This is a genomic window from Actinomycetospora endophytica, from assembly GCF_021026375.1.
Taxonomy (GTDB): Bacteria; Actinomycetota; Actinomycetes; order Mycobacteriales; family Pseudonocardiaceae; genus Actinomycetospora; species Actinomycetospora endophytica.
This window is the reverse complement of sequence record NZ_JAJNDB010000001.1, coordinates 2,049,005-2,064,720: the sequence shown is the minus strand read 5'-3', so window position 1 is coordinate 2,064,720 and position 15,716 is coordinate 2,049,005. Positions and strand designations below refer to the sequence as shown.

The window sequence follows — 15,716 nt, the reverse complement described above, 5'->3', positions numbered from 1 at the left end:
TAGGTTCCGCTGTCTTCGGCGGGCGCGAGCGAAGGGACGACGATGTATCCCACGGCGGCCGAGCTCCTCCCCACCTGGTGGCGCGCGATCTGGGTGGTCCTGCTCCTCGGGGTGGTCCTCGTGCTCGGCCGGGCAGCCGCCACGGCATCCGGGCCCGCGCGGTGGTGGCACGCGGCGTACGTCGTCATGGCCGTGGGGATGGTCGTCATGTACGCGGCCAACCCGATGGACACCCCGGGCTTCAACGGCCCGGCGCTGATCGTCTTCGTCATTGGGCTGGTCGGTGTCGTCGCGACCGCCGCGATGGCGGTCCGGGCCCGGCCGCCCGCGTCGTGGCTGGTCGCGACCGTCGACATGGTCACCCTCGCCTACATCCAGATCCCCGCCGACGTCCGGCCAGTGATCATCTGCGTGCTGTTCGCCTGCTACCTGGCCGTGCAGGTCGCGCTCCGCGTGACCGTCGCCGTCCGGGCACTGCGCGGCGCACCCCAGCGCTCGTCGCGCCGCCTCGTCGACCCGGGCGGTCATCCGGCGTCGGACGACGCAGCGGTCGAGACCTCGGCCCGGGCGGACGCCGTCGTGCCGATCGCCCTGGCCGTGCTCGCGCTCGGGATGCTCTACATGCTCTCGGTGTAGGCCCCGCCCGCTTCCCCGTCGCTGCGCTCGCCCCTGGCCGCGGCCACGACCACCTCGGGGGCGACCCGGTCGACCGGCGTCCGCGGCAACCAGCGCCGCACGGCCACGCCGCCGACGACCACCGCGTCGCCGCCCATCTGGAACACGTCGACCGGCGCCGGATCATCGGGCTCAGGGACCGGTTCGCCGCGGACCGCGCGGCGGTAGAACGCGAGCGTGCGCGGCGAGAACACCCGCCACCACGGCGCCCGCCGCATCCCGAGCCGGGCGTACAGCCGGCGGTCCTCGTCGGCGAGGAACGGCGCCGACCAGCCGAGATGGTCGGCCAGCGGGCCGAGGTGATCGGCGCGGTCGAACCCCACCGCCACGACGGGCACGGCGTCACCGGCGGCGCTGGCCACCTGGACCAGGTGGCGTCGGCAGGGCAGTCAATGCCGGTGGCGGATCGCGACGAGCACGGCCGGACCCGGCAACGCCCCGAGATCGACCGCGCGGCCATCCCGCGCGTCGGGGAGCACCAGGCCGGTGAGAGCGACCGGGTCGGTCACCAGCCGGGGCATCAGCGACGCACCTCCGCGATCGGGAGCAGGCGCCGCAGCTCGACGTTCTCGGCGGGGTCGAGCACGGCGTGCTGGACGCAGGCCGGCACCAGCTCGCCCGTCGACGGGTGGGCCATCGTGTAGTGGCAGGCGGCGAGCCGCTCCTGGGTCGCGCGCACCGCCTCGTCGTCGGCGACCTCCCCGCGCTGCGTCGCAGCCCACGCCGGCGCGACGTCGGCGGCGTCCATGAACGAGTGCATGACCACCGACATCGGCCGGACCCCGTGCCGCAGCACGGCGCGAAGCCCCACCGCCCGCAGTCGGCGCCGCACCCAGCCGAGCGCGATCGGCACCGCCCGCGGGTGCCGCGCGACCACCCGGGCGATCTTGACGAGCAGGACCGGCGCCGACGAGCCGATGAAGTTCACCGGCCCGAACCAGTCCAGGAACGCGTCGCGGGCGGCGACGTCGCGCGGGTCGTCGCCGTCGGCGATCGGATGCCACCGGGCGCCCACCCAGAAGCCGTAGACCACGCGGTTGCACCGCAGGTCGCCGTGCTGGACGAACGTGTGGTCCAGCCGGGCGCCGATCCCCCGCGCGATCTCCGCCCAGACGTCGTCGTCGGTCATCGCGCGGTACGGCTCGTGCCAGCGGCGATGGTCCCCGACGAACGCGGCGGGCTGGAACGCGAGCATCCCGAAGCCCATCCGGCCGGCGTCGCGGGTCACGCCGGCGACCTCGGCGACGTTGGCCGGCGAGACCGTCATGGTGTGCGCGACGAAGTACCGCACCCGGTGCTCGCGGCGCAGGCGCTCGAACCGTGCGACGAAGGCCCGCCGGTACGGGTTCAGCGACGCCTCGTCGGGCGGCCGGGGGATGCCGCGGCGGCCGGTCATCAGCGAGTCGAAGTGGCCGGCGAACGAGATCCGGTGCAGCCGACGGCGGCCGTCGGGCCCGAGGGCGAGCCGCTCGAGGTAGTCGTCGTCCATGTCGCCGTGGGTCATGCTCATCGGCTCGCGGCCGTGGGCGCGCATGGCGAGCAGGGCCGCGGCGTGGTCGTCGGGGTCGAGCAGGGTCACCTCGCCGCCGATGAGCTGGGCGTGGGCCACCGGTCCTCGGCGCTGGCGCAGCAGCGACATCTGCGCATCGACCTCGCGGACGGTGTGCTCCCCGTCGACGCGCACCCGGTTGGCGTCGCGCGAGTGGTAGCAGGGGGCGCAGGACAGGTTGCAGCGCGGGAAGACGCCGTGGGTGCCCTCGCAGCCGACCGCGTGCCGCCCGATGACCTGCGCCCTCGTCCGGGCCACGGCCGGGAGTTCCGCCCAGCGGCGGGCCAGGGCGGCGACGAATTCCGGGTCGGTGGGGCGGGTGCGGCGCCACCAGGTCCTGAGACTCACCGGACTGCCCTCCGAACCGTGACCCCGGGGCTCGCGCCGGTGGCCAGCGCCGCCGCGGCCTGGCGCACCGCGAGCGACCACGTCGGGTAGGCGTGCACGGTCTGGGCGAGCCGACCGGTGAGCGCGCCGGTCCGCATCGCCAGTCCCACCTCCGCGATCATCTCCCCCGCGCGCTCGGCGACGATCGTGGCGCCGACCAGACGTCCGCCACCGACCTTCCGCAGCCCGTCGCGGGTGAGGCGCCTCGTTCCGGGAGGCGGGCCGGCCACCAGCCGCACGAACCCCTCCTCGCGTCCGGCCGTCACGGCGCGGTCGACCGCGCTCATCGGGATCTCCGCGACCCAGGCGTCAGGCCCGGCCTCGGACTCGCTCAGCCCGATCGTCGCCACCTCCGGGTCGGTGAATACCACGCGGGGCACGAGGTGCGGCCGGAACCGGCGCCGCCGCCACGCCGGTCGCCCGGCATTCGCCACCGCGATCCGCCCCATCTCGTCGGCCGCGTGGGTGTGCTGGGTCCCGGCCACGTCACCGACGGCGAACACGCCCGCCGTCGTCGTCGCGAGGTGGTCGTTGATGACGACGGCACCGTCGGCGCCGATCCCGATGCCGGCCCGGTCCAAGTCGAGATCGGCGGTGGCCGGGCGGCGGCCGGTCACGACGAGGAGGCGGTCGGCTTCGACGTCGTGAAGCCGTAGCCGGCCGTCACCGAGCGCCTCGACGTCGGCGGGTCCGGTACCGAGCCGCACGTCCACGCCCTCGCGGCGCAGCGCGTCGGCCACCACCGCGCTCACGTCGGCGTCCAGGCCGGGCAGCACGCGGTCCGCCCGGTCGACGAGCGTGACGGCGGTCCCGAGGCGGGCGAACGCCTGAGCAAGCTCGCACCCGGCCGGGCCCGCCCCGAGCACGATCAACGAGCCCGGGGTGCCGTCGAGGTCGAACACGGTGTCGGTGGTCAGCGGGTCGGCGGCGGCGAGCCCCGGCAGGTCGGGCAGCAGCGGCGTCGCGCCGGTGGCGAGGACGATGCGGGGGGCGGCCAACGTCCGGCCGTCGTCCAGGACCAGCGCGCCCGGCCCGGCGAACCGGGCCCGTCCTTCGACGACGTCGACGCCCTCGTCGCGGAGCGCCTCCGGTGTCTCGGTGGCGGCGACGCGGGCGACCGTGGCGCGGACGCGGGCGAGCGCGTCCGTCGCCGAGGCGCCGGCCGCCGCCGCGGCGAGGAGTGTCTTCGACGGGACGCAGCCGGTGAACGTGCAGTCGCCGCCGATCGGTCCGTCGGTGACCAGTGCGGTCGCCAGCCGCGCCCGGACGCCGGCACGGGCGGCGGAGAGCCCGCCGGCGCCGGCGCCGATCACGAGGAGGTCGTGGCTCATCGGTGTCTCGCTTCGTACCGGCGTCGGATGGTGTGCGGGTCGACGCCGAGGAAGTACTGCAGCTTGTAGAGCTGCATGAGGACCAGCATCCGGGCCGGGCCCTGGTCGACGAGGCGGCGGGCGGAGGCCGTGCACGGCGTCGGCAGGACCGCGAGGCGTCCACGGCGGGCCAGGCGGCGCGACATCTCCAGATCCTCCATGATCGGGATCTCGGGGAAGCCGCCGACCTCGTCGAAGGTGCTCCGGCGCACGAACATCGCCTGGTCCCCGAAGATCCAGTGCAGGTGCCGGGCCCGCAGGTTCGAGGTCCACTGCAGCCACCGCAGCACCGGGCCGGTGCGGTCGAACCGCAGCCGGCAGCCGCCGCCGACCACGCGCTCGTCGGCCAGCGCCGCGCGCAGGGCCGGGAGCGCTCCCGGGTCGAGCTGGGCGTCGGCGTGCACGAACCAGAGGACATCGCCCCGGGCGGCGGCCGCGCCGGCGTTGAGCTGTGGCCCGCGGCCGCCGTCGGCGTGCAGCACCGTCGCGTGCGGCTCGGCCCGCGCGACGGTGGCGTCACGGCTGCCGCCGTCGACGACGATCAGCTCGCAGTCCCCGAACGCCGTCCGCAGCGCCCGAAGCGTCGTCTCGATCCCGGCCTCCTCGTCGCGGACCGGGACGATGATCGAGACGCTGAGCTCGCCGTCGGGACCTCCGCCGTGCTGCTCGCCGACCCCGTCGCCGGCCCCCTCGCCGTCCCCCTCGCCGTTCGGGACGAACGACTCGTTCGTGCACGTAGACGCCACGAACGAGTCGTTCGTCCCAGAGCGCCGGGCCCCGATGACCGCGCCCCGCCTCAGACCGCGCACTGGTAGATCGTCGGCAACGACCCGTCACGCTGGCGCATCGTCAGGAACCGCTCGACGACGCGGCGGCGGGCCTCGACGAGCCCGACCTCGGGACTGCCGATCAGCATGTCGGGCGAGGTCGCCCGGTCGGCCCCCGCCGGGTGCCAGAACCAGCCGTCGGCGGCGACGGTCAGCTCCGGAACGGTGTTCTCCGGGGCGACGAGGACACCCTCGGCCGAGTTCCCCCGGGCCACCAGGGGCCGGACCGCGACCTGTTCGGGCGCCACGTCGTGGTCGGCCAGGATCGTGCGCAGGGCGTCGCCCTGCCCGGCGTTCCCGCTGGTCTCGGTCATCCCGACCCGCACCGGCAGGCCGAGCGAGCGGGCGATGTCGACGCCCTCCATCGCCCGGGCCCAGGTCCCGCGGCCACGTTGCGCGTCGTGCGCCCCCTCGGAGCCGTCGAGGGAGGTCTGCAGCGTCAGGCCCGGATGCCCCGCGAGCCGTTCGAGCTCGGCGCGGCGCCGGCCGCGGTAGAGCATCCCGTTGGTCAGGCAGACCACCTCGAGGCGCTCGGCGGCGTAGAGCAGCATCTCGACCAGGTCGTTCTCCAGGAACGGCTCGCCGCCGGTCACGTAGACCTCGGTGACGCCGGCGTCCAGGGCCTCGTCGACCAGCGCGGTGAACCGCCCGAGGCCCAGCCGCCGGCGCGGGGCCTGCGGGGACGAGGCCACCGAGCAGTAGGAGCAGGCCAGGTTGCAGTCGAAGTTGGTGTAGATCCAGAGCCGGGGAGGGAAGAGCTCCGAGCCGAACAGCGGCACGACGGGCCGATCGCCAGGGGTCGGATCCACACCGGAGAGTTGCGCGAGCACCGACCGGTAGAGCTGGAACCGGCCGCGGGAGCGCTCCGCGGGCGGGAGGATCTCCAGGCAGGAGGTCCACCAGCCGGTCTCGATCACCTCGGCGAACGACTCGGGCAGACCCGCCGCCCGGATCGACGCCGCCTGCGCCCGCCAGTCGTAGTCGAGCGGCACGAGCTCGGCCGACGCGGCCCCGTCGTCGAGGTCGAGCAGCGCGTACCAGACGTGGCGCTCGCCGTCGTTGGCCGGACGACCGAGCACCCCGACGTTGACGGCGAGCGTCTCGCCGCCGTCGGACCGGGTGATCCGCCGCGTCCAGGGCAGGCCGGAGTGGGTGCAGCACACGACGTCCGCGCCCGAGGCGTCGGCGCGCATGCGATGGGCGTCGTCGTCGAGGGACTCCCACCAGAAGTCGTTGAGCTGAAGCGGTGAGCCGTGGACCAGGTGCACCGCGACGCCGTCGACGTCGAAGCGCCGCTCGATCGGGAGCGTCGCCATCCACGCGGCGAAGGCCTCGGAGGTGTGCGCGAAGGTGTAGTCGTAGGCGATCTGGCCGAAGGCGTTGTCGGTGTCGTCGGTGTAGCCGCACAGGCAGTCGGCCTGGCGGGACCCGATCGCGACCTCGTAGTTGCCGGCGATGCACTCGATCCCGTGCTCGTCCAACAGAGGCCACACCGCCTCCGGCTCGGCGCCGTACGCGCCGAAGTCTCCGAGGCAGATCAGGCGGTCGGCCCCGCGGCGGCGCGCGTCGGCGACGAAGGCGCGCAGGGCGTACGGGTTCGAGTAGATCCCGCCGCACAGCGCGATTCGGCTCCGCCTCGTGCGTGCCCTATCGGCGTGCTGTGTCATCGGCCGTCCTCGGACACGGAAACGCACGCACGAGGCGGAGCCGAACTCACGCGCCCACCGTAGGCGGTTCCCGCCGGCTCAGCCGACCTCGTCGAGCACCCGCCGCAGGTCGGCGACGCTGGCGAAGGTGACCCCGACGGTGTGGACGTGGCGATGGCGCAGCACGCCCTGCTCGTCGACGACCATCACCGAGCGCCGCGTCCCGACCACCGGGATCGCGGCGCCGTACGCCGAGGCCACCGTGAGCCCGGGATCGGACAACAGCGGGATCGGGATGCCGTCGCGGCGCTGGAAGCGACGGTGCGACTCGAGCCCCTGCCCGTTGATGCCGACCACGGTCGCGCCGAGCTCGCCGAGGGCGGCCTGGTTGACCGAGTACGAGCGGAACTGCCGCGCGCAGACCGAGCCCCGGTCCATCGTGTAGAAGAGCAGCACCACCCGCTCGCCACGGTGCTCGGACAGCGTGAAGGGGCCGTCCGTGCCCTCGAGCGTGAAGTCGGGGGCCGGCTGCCCCACCTCCGCGACGAGCGTCACGGCGGTGGACGATAGACCGACCGGCCCACGAGGCCCTCGACCCGGTGGGGGACGACCGATGCTGTGGACCGCCCTGGCCGCCCTCGCCGCGGCCATCGCGATCAACTCCGCGGCGGTGTGGGCCCAGAAGCGGCACCGGTTCTACGACCGGGTCTTCGGTGGACGGGCCTGGACCGCGCACATCGCCCTGCTCGTCGTCGTGTGGGGCGCGGCCATCGCGCTGATCGTCGTGCTGGTTCTCGGAGGCCCCGAGCTCTCCTGGCCGCTGCCGACCTGGGTCCGGCCGTTCGGGCTCGTCGTCACCGTCGCCGCCTCGGTGATCTTCGGCCTGGCGATCCGGGCGCTCGGGGCCCAGGCGCTGTTCAACGGGAACTTCTTCGGCCGCGCGCGCTTCGCCGACGGCGGCATCTACGCGGTGCTCGCCGACCCGATGTACGTCGCCTACACGCTCAGCTTCGTCAGCCTCACCCTGCGCGAGGCCGACGCGGTCTACCTGCTGTTCGCCCTGGTCAGCCTGGTGGGGCTGCAGGGCGTCGAGGCCCGGGTCGAGCGGATCGACGTAGCCGCCGCGATCGCCGCGACGTCCGACCGCGCGTGAGCACTCAGACCGTCTCGTCGTCGAGCACGAAGCGGGCGCCGGCCGCGGTGGCCAGCTCCGGACCGAACGCGGCGGCGGGCGTGCAGGCCCCGGGCTCGCCCTCGCCGCGGGCCAGCCGCTCGGTGACCTCGGCGGCCGCCGCGATCGTGAAGTCCATCGCGTCGCCGGCCCGCAGCCAGGCGGTGCGGACCGTCCCGTCGACCTCCCGCACGCGCGCCCGGGCCCAGGACACGTCACGGGCCGGGGGCCGGTCCGGGAGCCGCAACCGGGCCAGCGCGGGGATGGCCGCCCGCCGCACGAGCGGCACCCCGAGCACCGTCGCCACGGCCGGCAGCAGCACGCGGGCCGCCGGCCCGGAGGGGGCGAGCGCGGAGGCGGCGACGACCCGGGGCGCGCCGCTCGCCCGATACGCGGCCTCGAGCTCGCCGGAGGGCATGCCCGCGGTGCGGGCGGTGGTCCCGTCGGGCAGGACGAGGTCCTCGACGTCGCTCGCGGGCGGCGCGGGCACCAGCCGCCCGCCGTCGTAGCGCCGGCCGCCCGCCGCCATGCCTTCGACCACCGTGGCAGCCAGGGCCTCGCCGACCGGTCCGGGCTCGCTGCGCACCGAGGGCAGCCCGTCGACGCGGATCGCCGCCGGTGCCGGACGGCCGGTGCACAGCCTCCGCGCGACGCTCTCCGTCGCGAGCACGCCGAAGCCCGCCCCGGTGACGACCGTCCGTCGGGTGGCCACCGCCTCGTCGTGCGTGGCGAGGAGCCCGCGGACGCCGTCGAGCTCGTTCGCGAGGTCGACGTAGTGCGTGCCCGGTGGGCACGCACTCGCGAGCCGCGGACCCGTCGTCGGGTAGGGCCCGACGAGGTTGACGACGACGGCCGCGTCCCCGCCCCGCACCGCGGCGGGGACCCTGTCGATCGATCCGATGGCGCGGACCCGCGCGCCGAGCGGGTCCGCCAGCGCCTGCAACCGGGTCGCGTCACGGCCGACGAGGACGACCTCGTGGTCCCCGGCGAGCCGGGCGGCGAGAGCGCGTCCCGTCCGCCCCGTGGCCCCGACGATCCAGATCCCGCTCATCGCGTCCTCCCGGCGGCCCGGGGTCCGTCGCCCGGTGCACGGGTTCCAGCGTCGTCCCGCCCGCCGTCCGGGATCCAATGCGCGATGCGCACCCGGCATGTCGTTCCGGGCATCACCCCAGCTCGGCGGGCTCCAGCTCGTAGTCGAAGGCGATCCGGTGGGTGCCGTCCGCGTCGACGCCCATGCTGCCGCCGCCCGAGATCCCGGCCAGCGCCCCGGTCCCGCTGCCCGGGACGACGAGGAAGAACTCGTGGCTGCGGTCCGTGCCCGACGTCGTCGCCGAGTGCACGTAGGCGAACGTGCCCTCGCGCCCGCCGAGGCTGCCCTCGAACGCCTCCATCGCGAGGTAGGTCCCCTGCCCGGTGGCCTGGTCGAACGCGGCGGTGAACAGCGTCGCCGAGCGGCCGCGGACGTCGCCCTCGTAGGACTTCTCCATCCTGGCGACCCCGATCGGCAGGGCGGTGGTGATCGCCGGCTCGCCGGTGACGTCGGTGGGCTCGAAGGAGGCGACGCTGAAGGTGCCCGAGGTCCGCATGACGGCAGGCTAGGGCCGTGCGGTCGGCGGTGGATTGAAGAATCGCGACGCCGTGCCAGGGTGAGGCCCATGCGCACCGAGCCCGGCACCGCCGTCGTCACCGGAGCCGGATCCGGCCTCGGCCGGGTGATCTCCCGGGCCCTGCTCGACGACGGGTGGCGGGTCGCCCTGGCGGGGCGTCGGGAGGACGCGCTGCGGGAGACGGCCGCTGAGTCGGAGGGCGCGCTGGTGGTCCCCACCGACGTCGCCGACGCCGACGCGGTGGCCGCGCTGTTCGGCGCCGCCACCGACGCCTGGGGCCGGCTCGACCTGCTGGTCAACAACGCGGGCATGACCGGGCCGGTCGGCACGCCCGACCAGGTCGACGTCGACGGCTGGCAGGCCACCGTGGGCGTGAACCTCACCGGCTCATTCCTGTGCGCCCGCGAGGCGTTCGCGATCATGCGGGCGCAGGAGCCGCAGGGCGGACGCATCGTCAACAACGGGTCGATCGCGGCGCACACCGGCCGTCCGGGCGGGATCGCGTACACCTCGACGAAGCACGCGATCACCGGGCTGACGAAGTCGATCGCGCTCGACGGTCGGCCGTTCGGGATCGCGTGCGGGCAGTTCGACGTCGGGAACGCCGCGACCGACATGACCGCGCGGATGCGCGAGGGGATCGTGCAGCCGAACGGTGAGCGCATGGTGGAGCCGACGTTCGACCCCGTGCACGTCGCGGACGCCGTGCGCTACATGGTCGGGCTGCCGCTGGACGCGAACGTCCCGTTCCTGACGGTCATGGCGACGACGATGCCGTATCTCGGGCGGGGTTGAGGGCTGGCTTGGTGCCGGGGCGCCGCGTGCCGCCGCCCGACGACGAGGGGCACGTCAGGCAGCGCCGAGACGCTCGAATCCTGCGCCACGTGCTGCTGATCAAGTCGAGTTCGCCGAGCCCGATCACGAGGGGCACTCCACGCACGTCCCACGCCGGACGCCGATGCGCCACGTGCCCCTGATCATGAGCCGGTGATGTCAGCGGCCCCTCTGCGCCCGCCACGAGATCGTGATCCCGAAGTGTGCGGCGGAACGCGTCAGATCTGATGCGTTCCGCCGCGCGGATCTCGATCATCGCGACGCACCGACGGGCAGGGAACCCTCCACGAGCGCCCGCCGGGAGCATGCGTGCGCCCATGACCACGGGTCCGGGTCCCCTGACGATCCACATCGGCCGCGACGAGCTGATCATCCGCAGGCGCTACGAGGTGCTGTCGATCGTCAACGACATCTTCGTCGCGCTCTGGTTCATCGTCGGCAGCGTCCTGTTCTTCTCGGACTCGACGACGATCGCGGGCACCTGGTGCTTCCTCGCCGGCTCGGTCGAACTGCTGATCCGGCCGATCATCCGGCTGTCCCGCCGGGTGCACCTCACACGGATCTCGGGCCCGGACGCGTCCTACGAGAGCAGCCAGGACTTCTGACCCCGCCCGCGATCCCGTGAGCCCGGCGTCAGGGCGACCCCGCTCCGCCGCGCGGCACCGCCGGTACCGGCCCTAGCGTGATCACGTGCTCGCCTTCTTCATCCTCGGCACCCTGGTGGTGCTCGGCGCGCTGACCGTGCTGGCGGCGGCGGTCGGGTCGGCGGCGTGGTGGGTGCTCCTCGGCGTGGTCGGGGTCCTGCTGCTCGTCGGCGTGTACGACGTGCTCCAGCGGCGGCACTCGCTCCTGCGCAACTACCCCGTCGTCGGGCACCTGCGCTTCCTGCTCGAGCGCATCCGGCCCGAGCTGCAGCAGTACTTCATCGAGCGCAATGTCGACGGCCGGCCGTTCGACCGCGACACCCGCACGATCGTCTACGAGCGGGCCAAGGGCATCGCCGGGGAGAAGGCCTTCGGCACGGAGCTCGACGTCAACGCGGTCGGCTACGAGTTCCTCGTCCACTCCGCCGCCCCGGCCGACGAGCCGCCGCGGCCGCCCCGGGTCCGCGTCGGCGGTCCGGACTGCTCGCAGCCCTACGACATGGCGCTGCTCAACGTCTCCGCGATGAGCTTCGGCTCCCTCTCGGCCAACGCGGTGCGGGCGATGAACGGCGGCGCGGCGCTCGGCGGGTTCTGCCAGGACACCGGCGAGGGCGGCCTGTCGCGCTACCACCTCGAGGCCGGCGGTGACCTGATCTGGGAGCTCGGCAGCGGCTACTTCGGGGCCCGCCTTCCCGACGGCGGGTTCGACGCGGACCAGTTCGCCGACAAGGCATCCCACGACGCGGTCAAGGCCGTGTCGCTCAAGCTCTCGCAGGGCGCCAAGCCGGGGATCGGGGGCGTGCTGCCCGGCGCGAAGGTCACCGCGGAGATCGCCGAGGCCCGTGGTGTGCCGATCGGGAAGACCGTGACCAGCCCGTCGCGGCATCCCGCGTTCGCGACGCCGCGCGAGCTGATCCGGTTCGTGGCCCGGATCCGCGAGCTGGCGGGCGGGAAGCCTGCCGGGATCAAGCTGTGCGTCGGCACCCGGGTCGACGTCCTCGCCGTCGTGAAGGCGATGCTCGACGAGGGGACGGAACCGGACTTCATCGTCGTCGACGGCTCCGAGGGCGGGACCGGTGCGGCGCCGCTGGAGTACGAGGACCACGTCGGGACCCCGCTCACCGAAGGCCTGATGCTGGTGCACAACGCCCTGGTCGGCGCCGGGCTGCGCGACCGGGTGCGGGTGGGGGCCGCGGGGAAGGTCGCGACGGGCTCGGACGTCGTGAAGCGGATCATCCAGGGCGCGGACTACACGAACGCCGCGCGGGCGATGATGATGGCGACCGGCTGCATCCAGTCGCAGCGGTGCCACACCAACCACTGCCCGGTCGGCGTCGCCACCCAGGACCCGAAGCGGGCGCGGGCGCTCGACGTGGAGGACAAGACCCACCGGGTGCACCGCTACCAGCGGGCGACCGTCGCCGAGGCGACCCGGATGATGGCCTCGCTCGGCGCGACGTGCCCCGGCGAGCTGCACCCGCGGATGCTCCGTCGCCGGGTCTCCCCCACCGACACCCGCTCCTACGCGGAGCTCTACGAGTGGCTGCGGCCCGGTCAGCTCTTGGCGGAGCCGCCGATGGGATGGGTCGACGACTGGGAGCGCGCCGATCCGGACCGGTTCTGACTCGCCCGAATCTCCCGAACGAGCGGTCGGTGGTCATCCCTTGTAGCCCTGCCGGCCGTTCTATGGTGCCGCTCCCGTTGCGTCGCGATGGACGACGGAACGTTCGACGAGGGAGACGACAACGGTGCCGAGCAGCCCGACGCCCGCCCGCACGGACTGCGAGATCACCACTCTCGGACCCTGCTCGGTCGAATCGCCCCTGGCGCCGGTGTTCGAGGCCTTCGAGCAGGGCGGCCCGGTGGGCCACGTCGACCCCGATGACCGGGTGCTCCTGGAGGACACCGAGTGGGCGGTCGCCGGACGCGATCCCGCGGCGGGGCCGCCGCCGAGCTTCGAGCCCGCCCGCGCGCGCCGTCAGATCTACTTCGACCCGGCGGCGACCACCGCCGCGATCGTGACCTGCGGGGGTCTCTGCCCCGGCCTCAACGACGTCATCCGCGGGCTGGTGCAGCAGCTCCGGCGCCAGTACGGCGTCGAACGGATCCTCGGGATCCGACACGGCTACCTCGGGCTCACCCGGGCCTACCGTGACGACGCGGTGGAGCTGTCCGGGTCGATGGTGCAGGAGATCCACCAAGCCGGCGGGACGTTCCTGGGCACCTCACGCGATCGTCAGGACCCGTCCGAGATGGTCGACGCGCTCGAGCATCTCGGCATCGACGTGCTGTTCGTCATCGGCGGGGACGGCACCATGACCGGGGCCCGGGAGATCGTCGGGGAGATCGAGCGTCGCGACCGCGACATCGCCGTCGTCGGTCTGCCCAAGACCATCGACAACGACCTGCCCTTCATCGATCAGAGCTTCGGGTTCCTCACGGCCGTCACCCGCGCCGCGGACACCGTGCATGCCGCGCACGCCGAGGCCCTCTCCGTCCGGCACGGGGTGTCGGTCGTGAAGCTGATGGGACGCCACGCCGGCTTCGTCGCCTGTTACGCCGCCATCGCGGTCAACGACGTCGACCTCGTCCTCATCCCCGAGGTCCCCTTCGCCTGGACCGGCGAGAACGGGCTCCTCGCCGCCGTGCGCGACTGCGTCGATCGGCGGGGCCGCGCGCTGGTGGTGGTCGCCGAGGGCGCCGGACCGGAACACCGGGCCGAGGGCGAGGACATCGGCCCGCTCGTCCGTGACCGGGTCACGGCCGACCTGACCGCACACGGTTACTCGCCGGTCATGCGCTACCTCGATCCGAGCTACGCGATCCGCTCGGTACGCGCCGACACCTACGACAGCGTCTACTGCGTGCTGCTCGCACACGCCGCGGTCCACGCCGCGATGTCCGGGCGCACCGGCGCCGTGGTCGCACGCTGGCGAGGCCGGTACGTACTCGTCCCCATGACACTGATGACCGAGGTACCGCATCGCGTCGACCCCGCCGGCGAGCTCTGGGCCTCGGTACTCGAGGCGACCCGTCAACCGACCCGGCTCGACGAGCACGGCATCCGCATCGACACCCATCACGGGGGATGGAACGACCGGCGGTGACCGGACACGCACGACTGCGGGCCGCTGTGACCTCGGCCCGACCGAGTACGGCCCGGCAGACGGTGAGGAGTTCCGGGGAGGGCCTCCGGGGGAGGGGCGATGAACGCCGGCAGCACGAAGCGCCGGATCAGGGCGCGGACACGGACCCGGGCATCCGTGTCGTCGTGACCCTCGACGTGCGCAGCCATCTGCAGGTTCAGATGGGCCAGCCAGTCCAGCGCCTCGTCGAGGTGGTCGTCGTCGCCGAGACCTGCTTCACCGAGCACCGGGATCCAGACCCGGTCCGCGATCGCCCGGGCCGTCCCGGGGTTCGCCGGGAGGTGGGCACCGGCGCGACCGTGCTCGATGAGGAACATGAGCCCCTCGACGATCTTGTCCTCCAGCGTTCGCTGCCTCGCGATGTGCCGGAGAGCCCGCCGGGCGACGCGCTCCGAGTGCCTCGAGCGCACGCCCCGGATCAGCGCTTCGCGGTCGGCGAAGTAGCGGTACAGCGTCGGCCGGGAGAATCCCGCCTCGCGGGCGACGTCGTTCATCAGCATCTTCTCGGCGCCGAACCGCTCCAGGCAGGTCTCGGCGGCGTCCAGCAGTGCCGCCCGCGTCGCGCCGCCGGGCGCCAGGCTCACCCGGTGACGTCCCGGCCGATGAGCTGACGGGCGATGATCCAGTTCTGCAGCTCGTTGGCGCCCTCGAAGATCTCGAGAATCTTGGCGTCGCGGTACATCTCCTCGAGCCGCACCGACTCGCCGCTCTCGGAGACCTGACGGGCGAACCCGACGGCGCCGTGGATCTGGATGGCCTCGCGGACCAGGTCGTTGGCCAGCCGCGTGCCGGCCTCCTTGGCCATCGCCGCCTCGGGCATCGCGGAGCGGTCGCCGCGGTCGAGCAGCGTGGCCGCCTTCTGGTACAGCGTCCGGGCGGACTCGATCTCGGTGGCGCGCCGCGCGAGCGTGAACTGCCAGTGCTGCATCGCCCCGAGCGGGCCCCCGAAGACCTGCCGGGTGCGGAGCCGTTCGACGGCGAGGTCGAGCGCGGCCTGCGCGACCCCAACCCCGGCGGCCCCGATACCGATCCGGCCCCGGACCAGTGACCCCAGCGCGACCCCGAGCCCGTTGCCCCACTCGCCGAGCAGGTTCGCGGCCGGCACGTGCACGTCGTCGAACACGATGTCCGCGGTGATCTGCCCGCGATGACCCATCTTCAGGTCCGGCTCGCCGATCCGGATCCCGGGCGATCCCAGGTCGACCAGCAGCATCGCCGCCCGGTCGGTCTCCTCGGCGCGGACCAGCACCGACACCCAGCCCGCGACGACGCTGTTGGTGATCCAGCGCTTCCGCCCGCTGACCCGGAACCCGTCGTCGGTGCGGGTGGCCACCGTCGTCATCCGCTCCGCCGTGAGATCGGAGCTGGTCTCGGGCTCGGTGGTCGCGAACGAGAACGACGTCTCTCCCGAGGTCAGCTGAGGGATGAGACGCTCGCGCAGCTCCGGGGCGGCGTGGTGCAGTGTCTGCGGGACGAGGATCGCCTGGCCGTCGTAGACACCGGCCATCGACGACGAGTGGTAGGCGATCTCCTCGGTGACCGTGCAGACCCCGAGCATCGGGTGATCGAGTCCGGGACCGAACGGTTCGGCGAAGGGCACCGCGAACAGCCCTTCCGACGCGAGCCCCCGGAAGGCGTCCCAGGCGAACGAGTCCCGCGACTCCTCCCGTGCCCCGATCTCGCGGGCCACCGGCGCGAGGTGCTTCTCGACGGCCTCCCGCGCCCGGCCCCGGAGCTCCACGGTCTCGTCCGGCAGCCACACGTCGTGGCTCATCCGGTCCTGGGTCCGTGGCACGGCGGTCGGGTCCATCAGGAAGTCGTATCAAGAGTGGGGCGCGGATCGGGGGCCACGGACCGAAG

Annotated in this window: 17 protein-coding genes; 6 read left to right on the top strand and 11 right to left on the bottom strand. The window is 73.7% G+C overall.

What is annotated here, in order from left to right:
- Positions 1-42 precede the first annotated feature (42 nt).
- Positions 43-636 carry a hypothetical protein gene (locus LQ327_RS10160; RefSeq protein ID WP_230732399.1) on the top strand — a complete coding sequence of 198 codons (594 nt, stop codon included), beginning with the start codon at positions 43-45 and terminating at the stop codon, positions 634-636.
- Here LQ327_RS10160 and LQ327_RS10155 read toward each other — a convergent pair.
- From LQ327_RS10155 to LQ327_RS10130, 7 genes are all read right to left on the bottom strand, one after another.
- Positions 618-1,037, bottom strand: a complete 420-nt coding sequence (locus tag LQ327_RS10155) for an AhpC/TSA family protein (protein ID WP_230732397.1) — start codon at positions 1,035-1,037, stop codon at positions 618-620. The genes LQ327_RS10160 and LQ327_RS10155 overlap by 19 nt on opposite strands.
- A 27-nt stretch (positions 1,038-1,064) precedes the next feature.
- Positions 1,065-1,196 (bottom strand): hypothetical protein, encoded by a 132-nt coding sequence (locus LQ327_RS33820; protein ID WP_269069232.1) that lies wholly within the window; start codon positions 1,194-1,196, stop codon positions 1,065-1,067.
- Entirely contained in the window at positions 1,196-2,572 is a 1,377-nt protein-coding gene (locus LQ327_RS10150; RefSeq protein ID WP_230732395.1) for a radical SAM family protein, read from the bottom strand. The genes LQ327_RS33820 and LQ327_RS10150 overlap by 1 nt, the downstream gene beginning before the upstream one ends.
- Positions 2,569-3,942: a dihydrolipoyl dehydrogenase family protein gene (locus LQ327_RS10145; protein ID WP_230732392.1), complete on the bottom strand. Its 1,374-nt coding sequence runs from the start codon at positions 3,940-3,942 to the stop codon at positions 2,569-2,571. The genes LQ327_RS10150 and LQ327_RS10145 overlap by 4 nt, the downstream gene beginning before the upstream one ends.
- Entirely contained in the window at positions 3,939-4,727 is a 789-nt protein-coding gene (locus LQ327_RS10140) for a TIGR04283 family arsenosugar biosynthesis glycosyltransferase (RefSeq protein WP_230732380.1), read from the bottom strand. The genes LQ327_RS10145 and LQ327_RS10140 overlap by 4 nt, the downstream gene beginning before the upstream one ends.
- A 50-nt stretch (positions 4,728-4,777) precedes the next feature.
- Positions 4,778-6,475, bottom strand: coding sequence for a radical SAM protein (locus LQ327_RS10135; RefSeq protein WP_230732371.1), 1,698 nt, complete (start codon positions 6,473-6,475; stop codon positions 4,778-4,780).
- Between the two features lie 78 nt (positions 6,476-6,553).
- Complete coding sequence (locus LQ327_RS10130) at positions 6,554-7,009, bottom strand: peroxiredoxin family protein (protein WP_230732367.1); 456 nt, start codon at positions 7,007-7,009, stop codon at positions 6,554-6,556.
- Between the two features lie 58 nt (positions 7,010-7,067).
- Here LQ327_RS10130 and LQ327_RS10125 point away from each other — a divergent pair, with 58 nt between their 5' ends.
- Positions 7,068-7,607, top strand: a complete 540-nt coding sequence (locus LQ327_RS10125) for a methyltransferase (protein ID WP_230732353.1) — start codon at positions 7,068-7,070, stop codon at positions 7,605-7,607.
- A 4-nt stretch (positions 7,608-7,611) separates the two neighbouring features.
- Here LQ327_RS10125 and LQ327_RS10120 read toward each other — a convergent pair whose 3' ends face one another.
- Both LQ327_RS10120 and LQ327_RS10115 read right to left on the bottom strand, forming a co-directional pair.
- Positions 7,612-8,676: a saccharopine dehydrogenase NADP-binding domain-containing protein gene (locus tag LQ327_RS10120; protein ID WP_230732350.1), complete on the bottom strand. Its 1,065-nt coding sequence runs from the start codon at positions 8,674-8,676 to the stop codon at positions 7,612-7,614.
- Positions 8,677-8,788: 112 nt separating this feature from the next.
- The gene (locus LQ327_RS10115) at positions 8,789-9,211 is read right to left on the bottom strand and encodes a DUF3224 domain-containing protein (protein WP_230732348.1); all 423 of its coding nucleotides are present in this window, start codon (positions 9,209-9,211) and stop codon (positions 8,789-8,791) included.
- Between the two features lie 69 nt (positions 9,212-9,280).
- Here LQ327_RS10115 and LQ327_RS10110 point away from each other — a divergent pair, with 69 nt between their 5' ends.
- The 4 genes from LQ327_RS10110 (at position 9,281) to LQ327_RS10095 (ending at position 13,817) form a co-directional block, all read left to right on the top strand.
- Positions 9,281-10,027: an SDR family oxidoreductase gene (locus LQ327_RS10110; RefSeq protein WP_230732345.1), complete on the top strand. Its 747-nt coding sequence runs from the start codon at positions 9,281-9,283 to the stop codon at positions 10,025-10,027.
- A 356-nt stretch (positions 10,028-10,383) separates the two neighbouring features.
- Positions 10,384-10,671 (top strand): YrhK family protein, encoded by a 288-nt coding sequence (locus LQ327_RS10105; RefSeq protein WP_230732343.1) that lies wholly within the window; start codon positions 10,384-10,386, stop codon positions 10,669-10,671.
- Positions 10,672-10,756: 85 nt separating this feature from the next.
- Complete coding sequence (locus LQ327_RS10100; protein WP_230732341.1) at positions 10,757-12,334, top strand: FMN-binding glutamate synthase family protein; 1,578 nt, start codon at positions 10,757-10,759, stop codon at positions 12,332-12,334.
- 124 nt (positions 12,335-12,458) lie between these two features.
- Positions 12,459-13,817, top strand: a complete 1,359-nt coding sequence (locus LQ327_RS10095; RefSeq protein WP_230732338.1) for an ATP-dependent 6-phosphofructokinase — start codon at positions 12,459-12,461, stop codon at positions 13,815-13,817.
- On the opposite strand, the gene LQ327_RS10090 is transcribed toward LQ327_RS10095, so the two are convergent.
- Positions 13,790-14,440 (bottom strand): TetR/AcrR family transcriptional regulator, encoded by a 651-nt coding sequence (locus LQ327_RS10090; RefSeq protein ID WP_230732335.1) that lies wholly within the window; start codon positions 14,438-14,440, stop codon positions 13,790-13,792. The two genes, LQ327_RS10095 and LQ327_RS10090, sit on opposite strands and share 28 nt — an antisense overlap.
- On the bottom strand, positions 14,437-15,666 hold the full coding sequence (locus LQ327_RS10085; protein ID WP_230732333.1) for an acyl-CoA dehydrogenase family protein: 1,230 nt from the start codon (positions 15,664-15,666) through the stop codon (positions 14,437-14,439). Before LQ327_RS10085 ends, LQ327_RS10090 begins: the two co-directional genes overlap by 4 nt.
- Positions 15,667-15,716: the final 50 nt, after the last annotated feature.

Bases quoted from the DNA above. Each gene is read 5' to 3' on its own strand.
- LQ327_RS10125 (WP_230732353.1), top strand. From the start codon at position 7,068: ATGCTGTGGACCGCCCTGGCCGCCCTCGCCGCGGCCATCGCGATCAAC.
- LQ327_RS10115 (WP_230732348.1), bottom strand. From the start codon at position 9,211: ATGCGGACCTCGGGCACCTTCAGCGTCGCCTCCTTCGAGCCCACCGAC.
- LQ327_RS10110 (WP_230732345.1), top strand. From the start codon at position 9,281: ATGCGCACCGAGCCCGGCACCGCCGTCGTCACCGGAGCCGGATCCGGC.
- LQ327_RS10120 (WP_230732350.1), bottom strand. From the start codon at position 8,676: ATGAGCGGGATCTGGATCGTCGGGGCCACGGGGCGGACGGGACGCGCT.
- LQ327_RS10105 (WP_230732343.1), top strand. From the start codon at position 10,384: ATGACCACGGGTCCGGGTCCCCTGACGATCCACATCGGCCGCGACGAG.
- LQ327_RS10160 (WP_230732399.1), top strand. From the start codon at position 43: ATGTATCCCACGGCGGCCGAGCTCCTCCCCACCTGGTGGCGCGCGATC.
- LQ327_RS10145 (WP_230732392.1), bottom strand. From the start codon at position 3,942: ATGAGCCACGACCTCCTCGTGATCGGCGCCGGCGCCGGCGGGCTCTCC.
- LQ327_RS33820 (WP_269069232.1), bottom strand. From the start codon at position 1,196: ATGCCCCGGCTGGTGACCGACCCGGTCGCTCTCACCGGCCTGGTGCTC.
- LQ327_RS10085 (WP_230732333.1), bottom strand. From the start codon at position 15,666: ATGGACCCGACCGCCGTGCCACGGACCCAGGACCGGATGAGCCACGAC.
- LQ327_RS10135 (WP_230732371.1), bottom strand. From the start codon at position 6,475: ATGACACAGCACGCCGATAGGGCACGCACGAGGCGGAGCCGAATCGCG.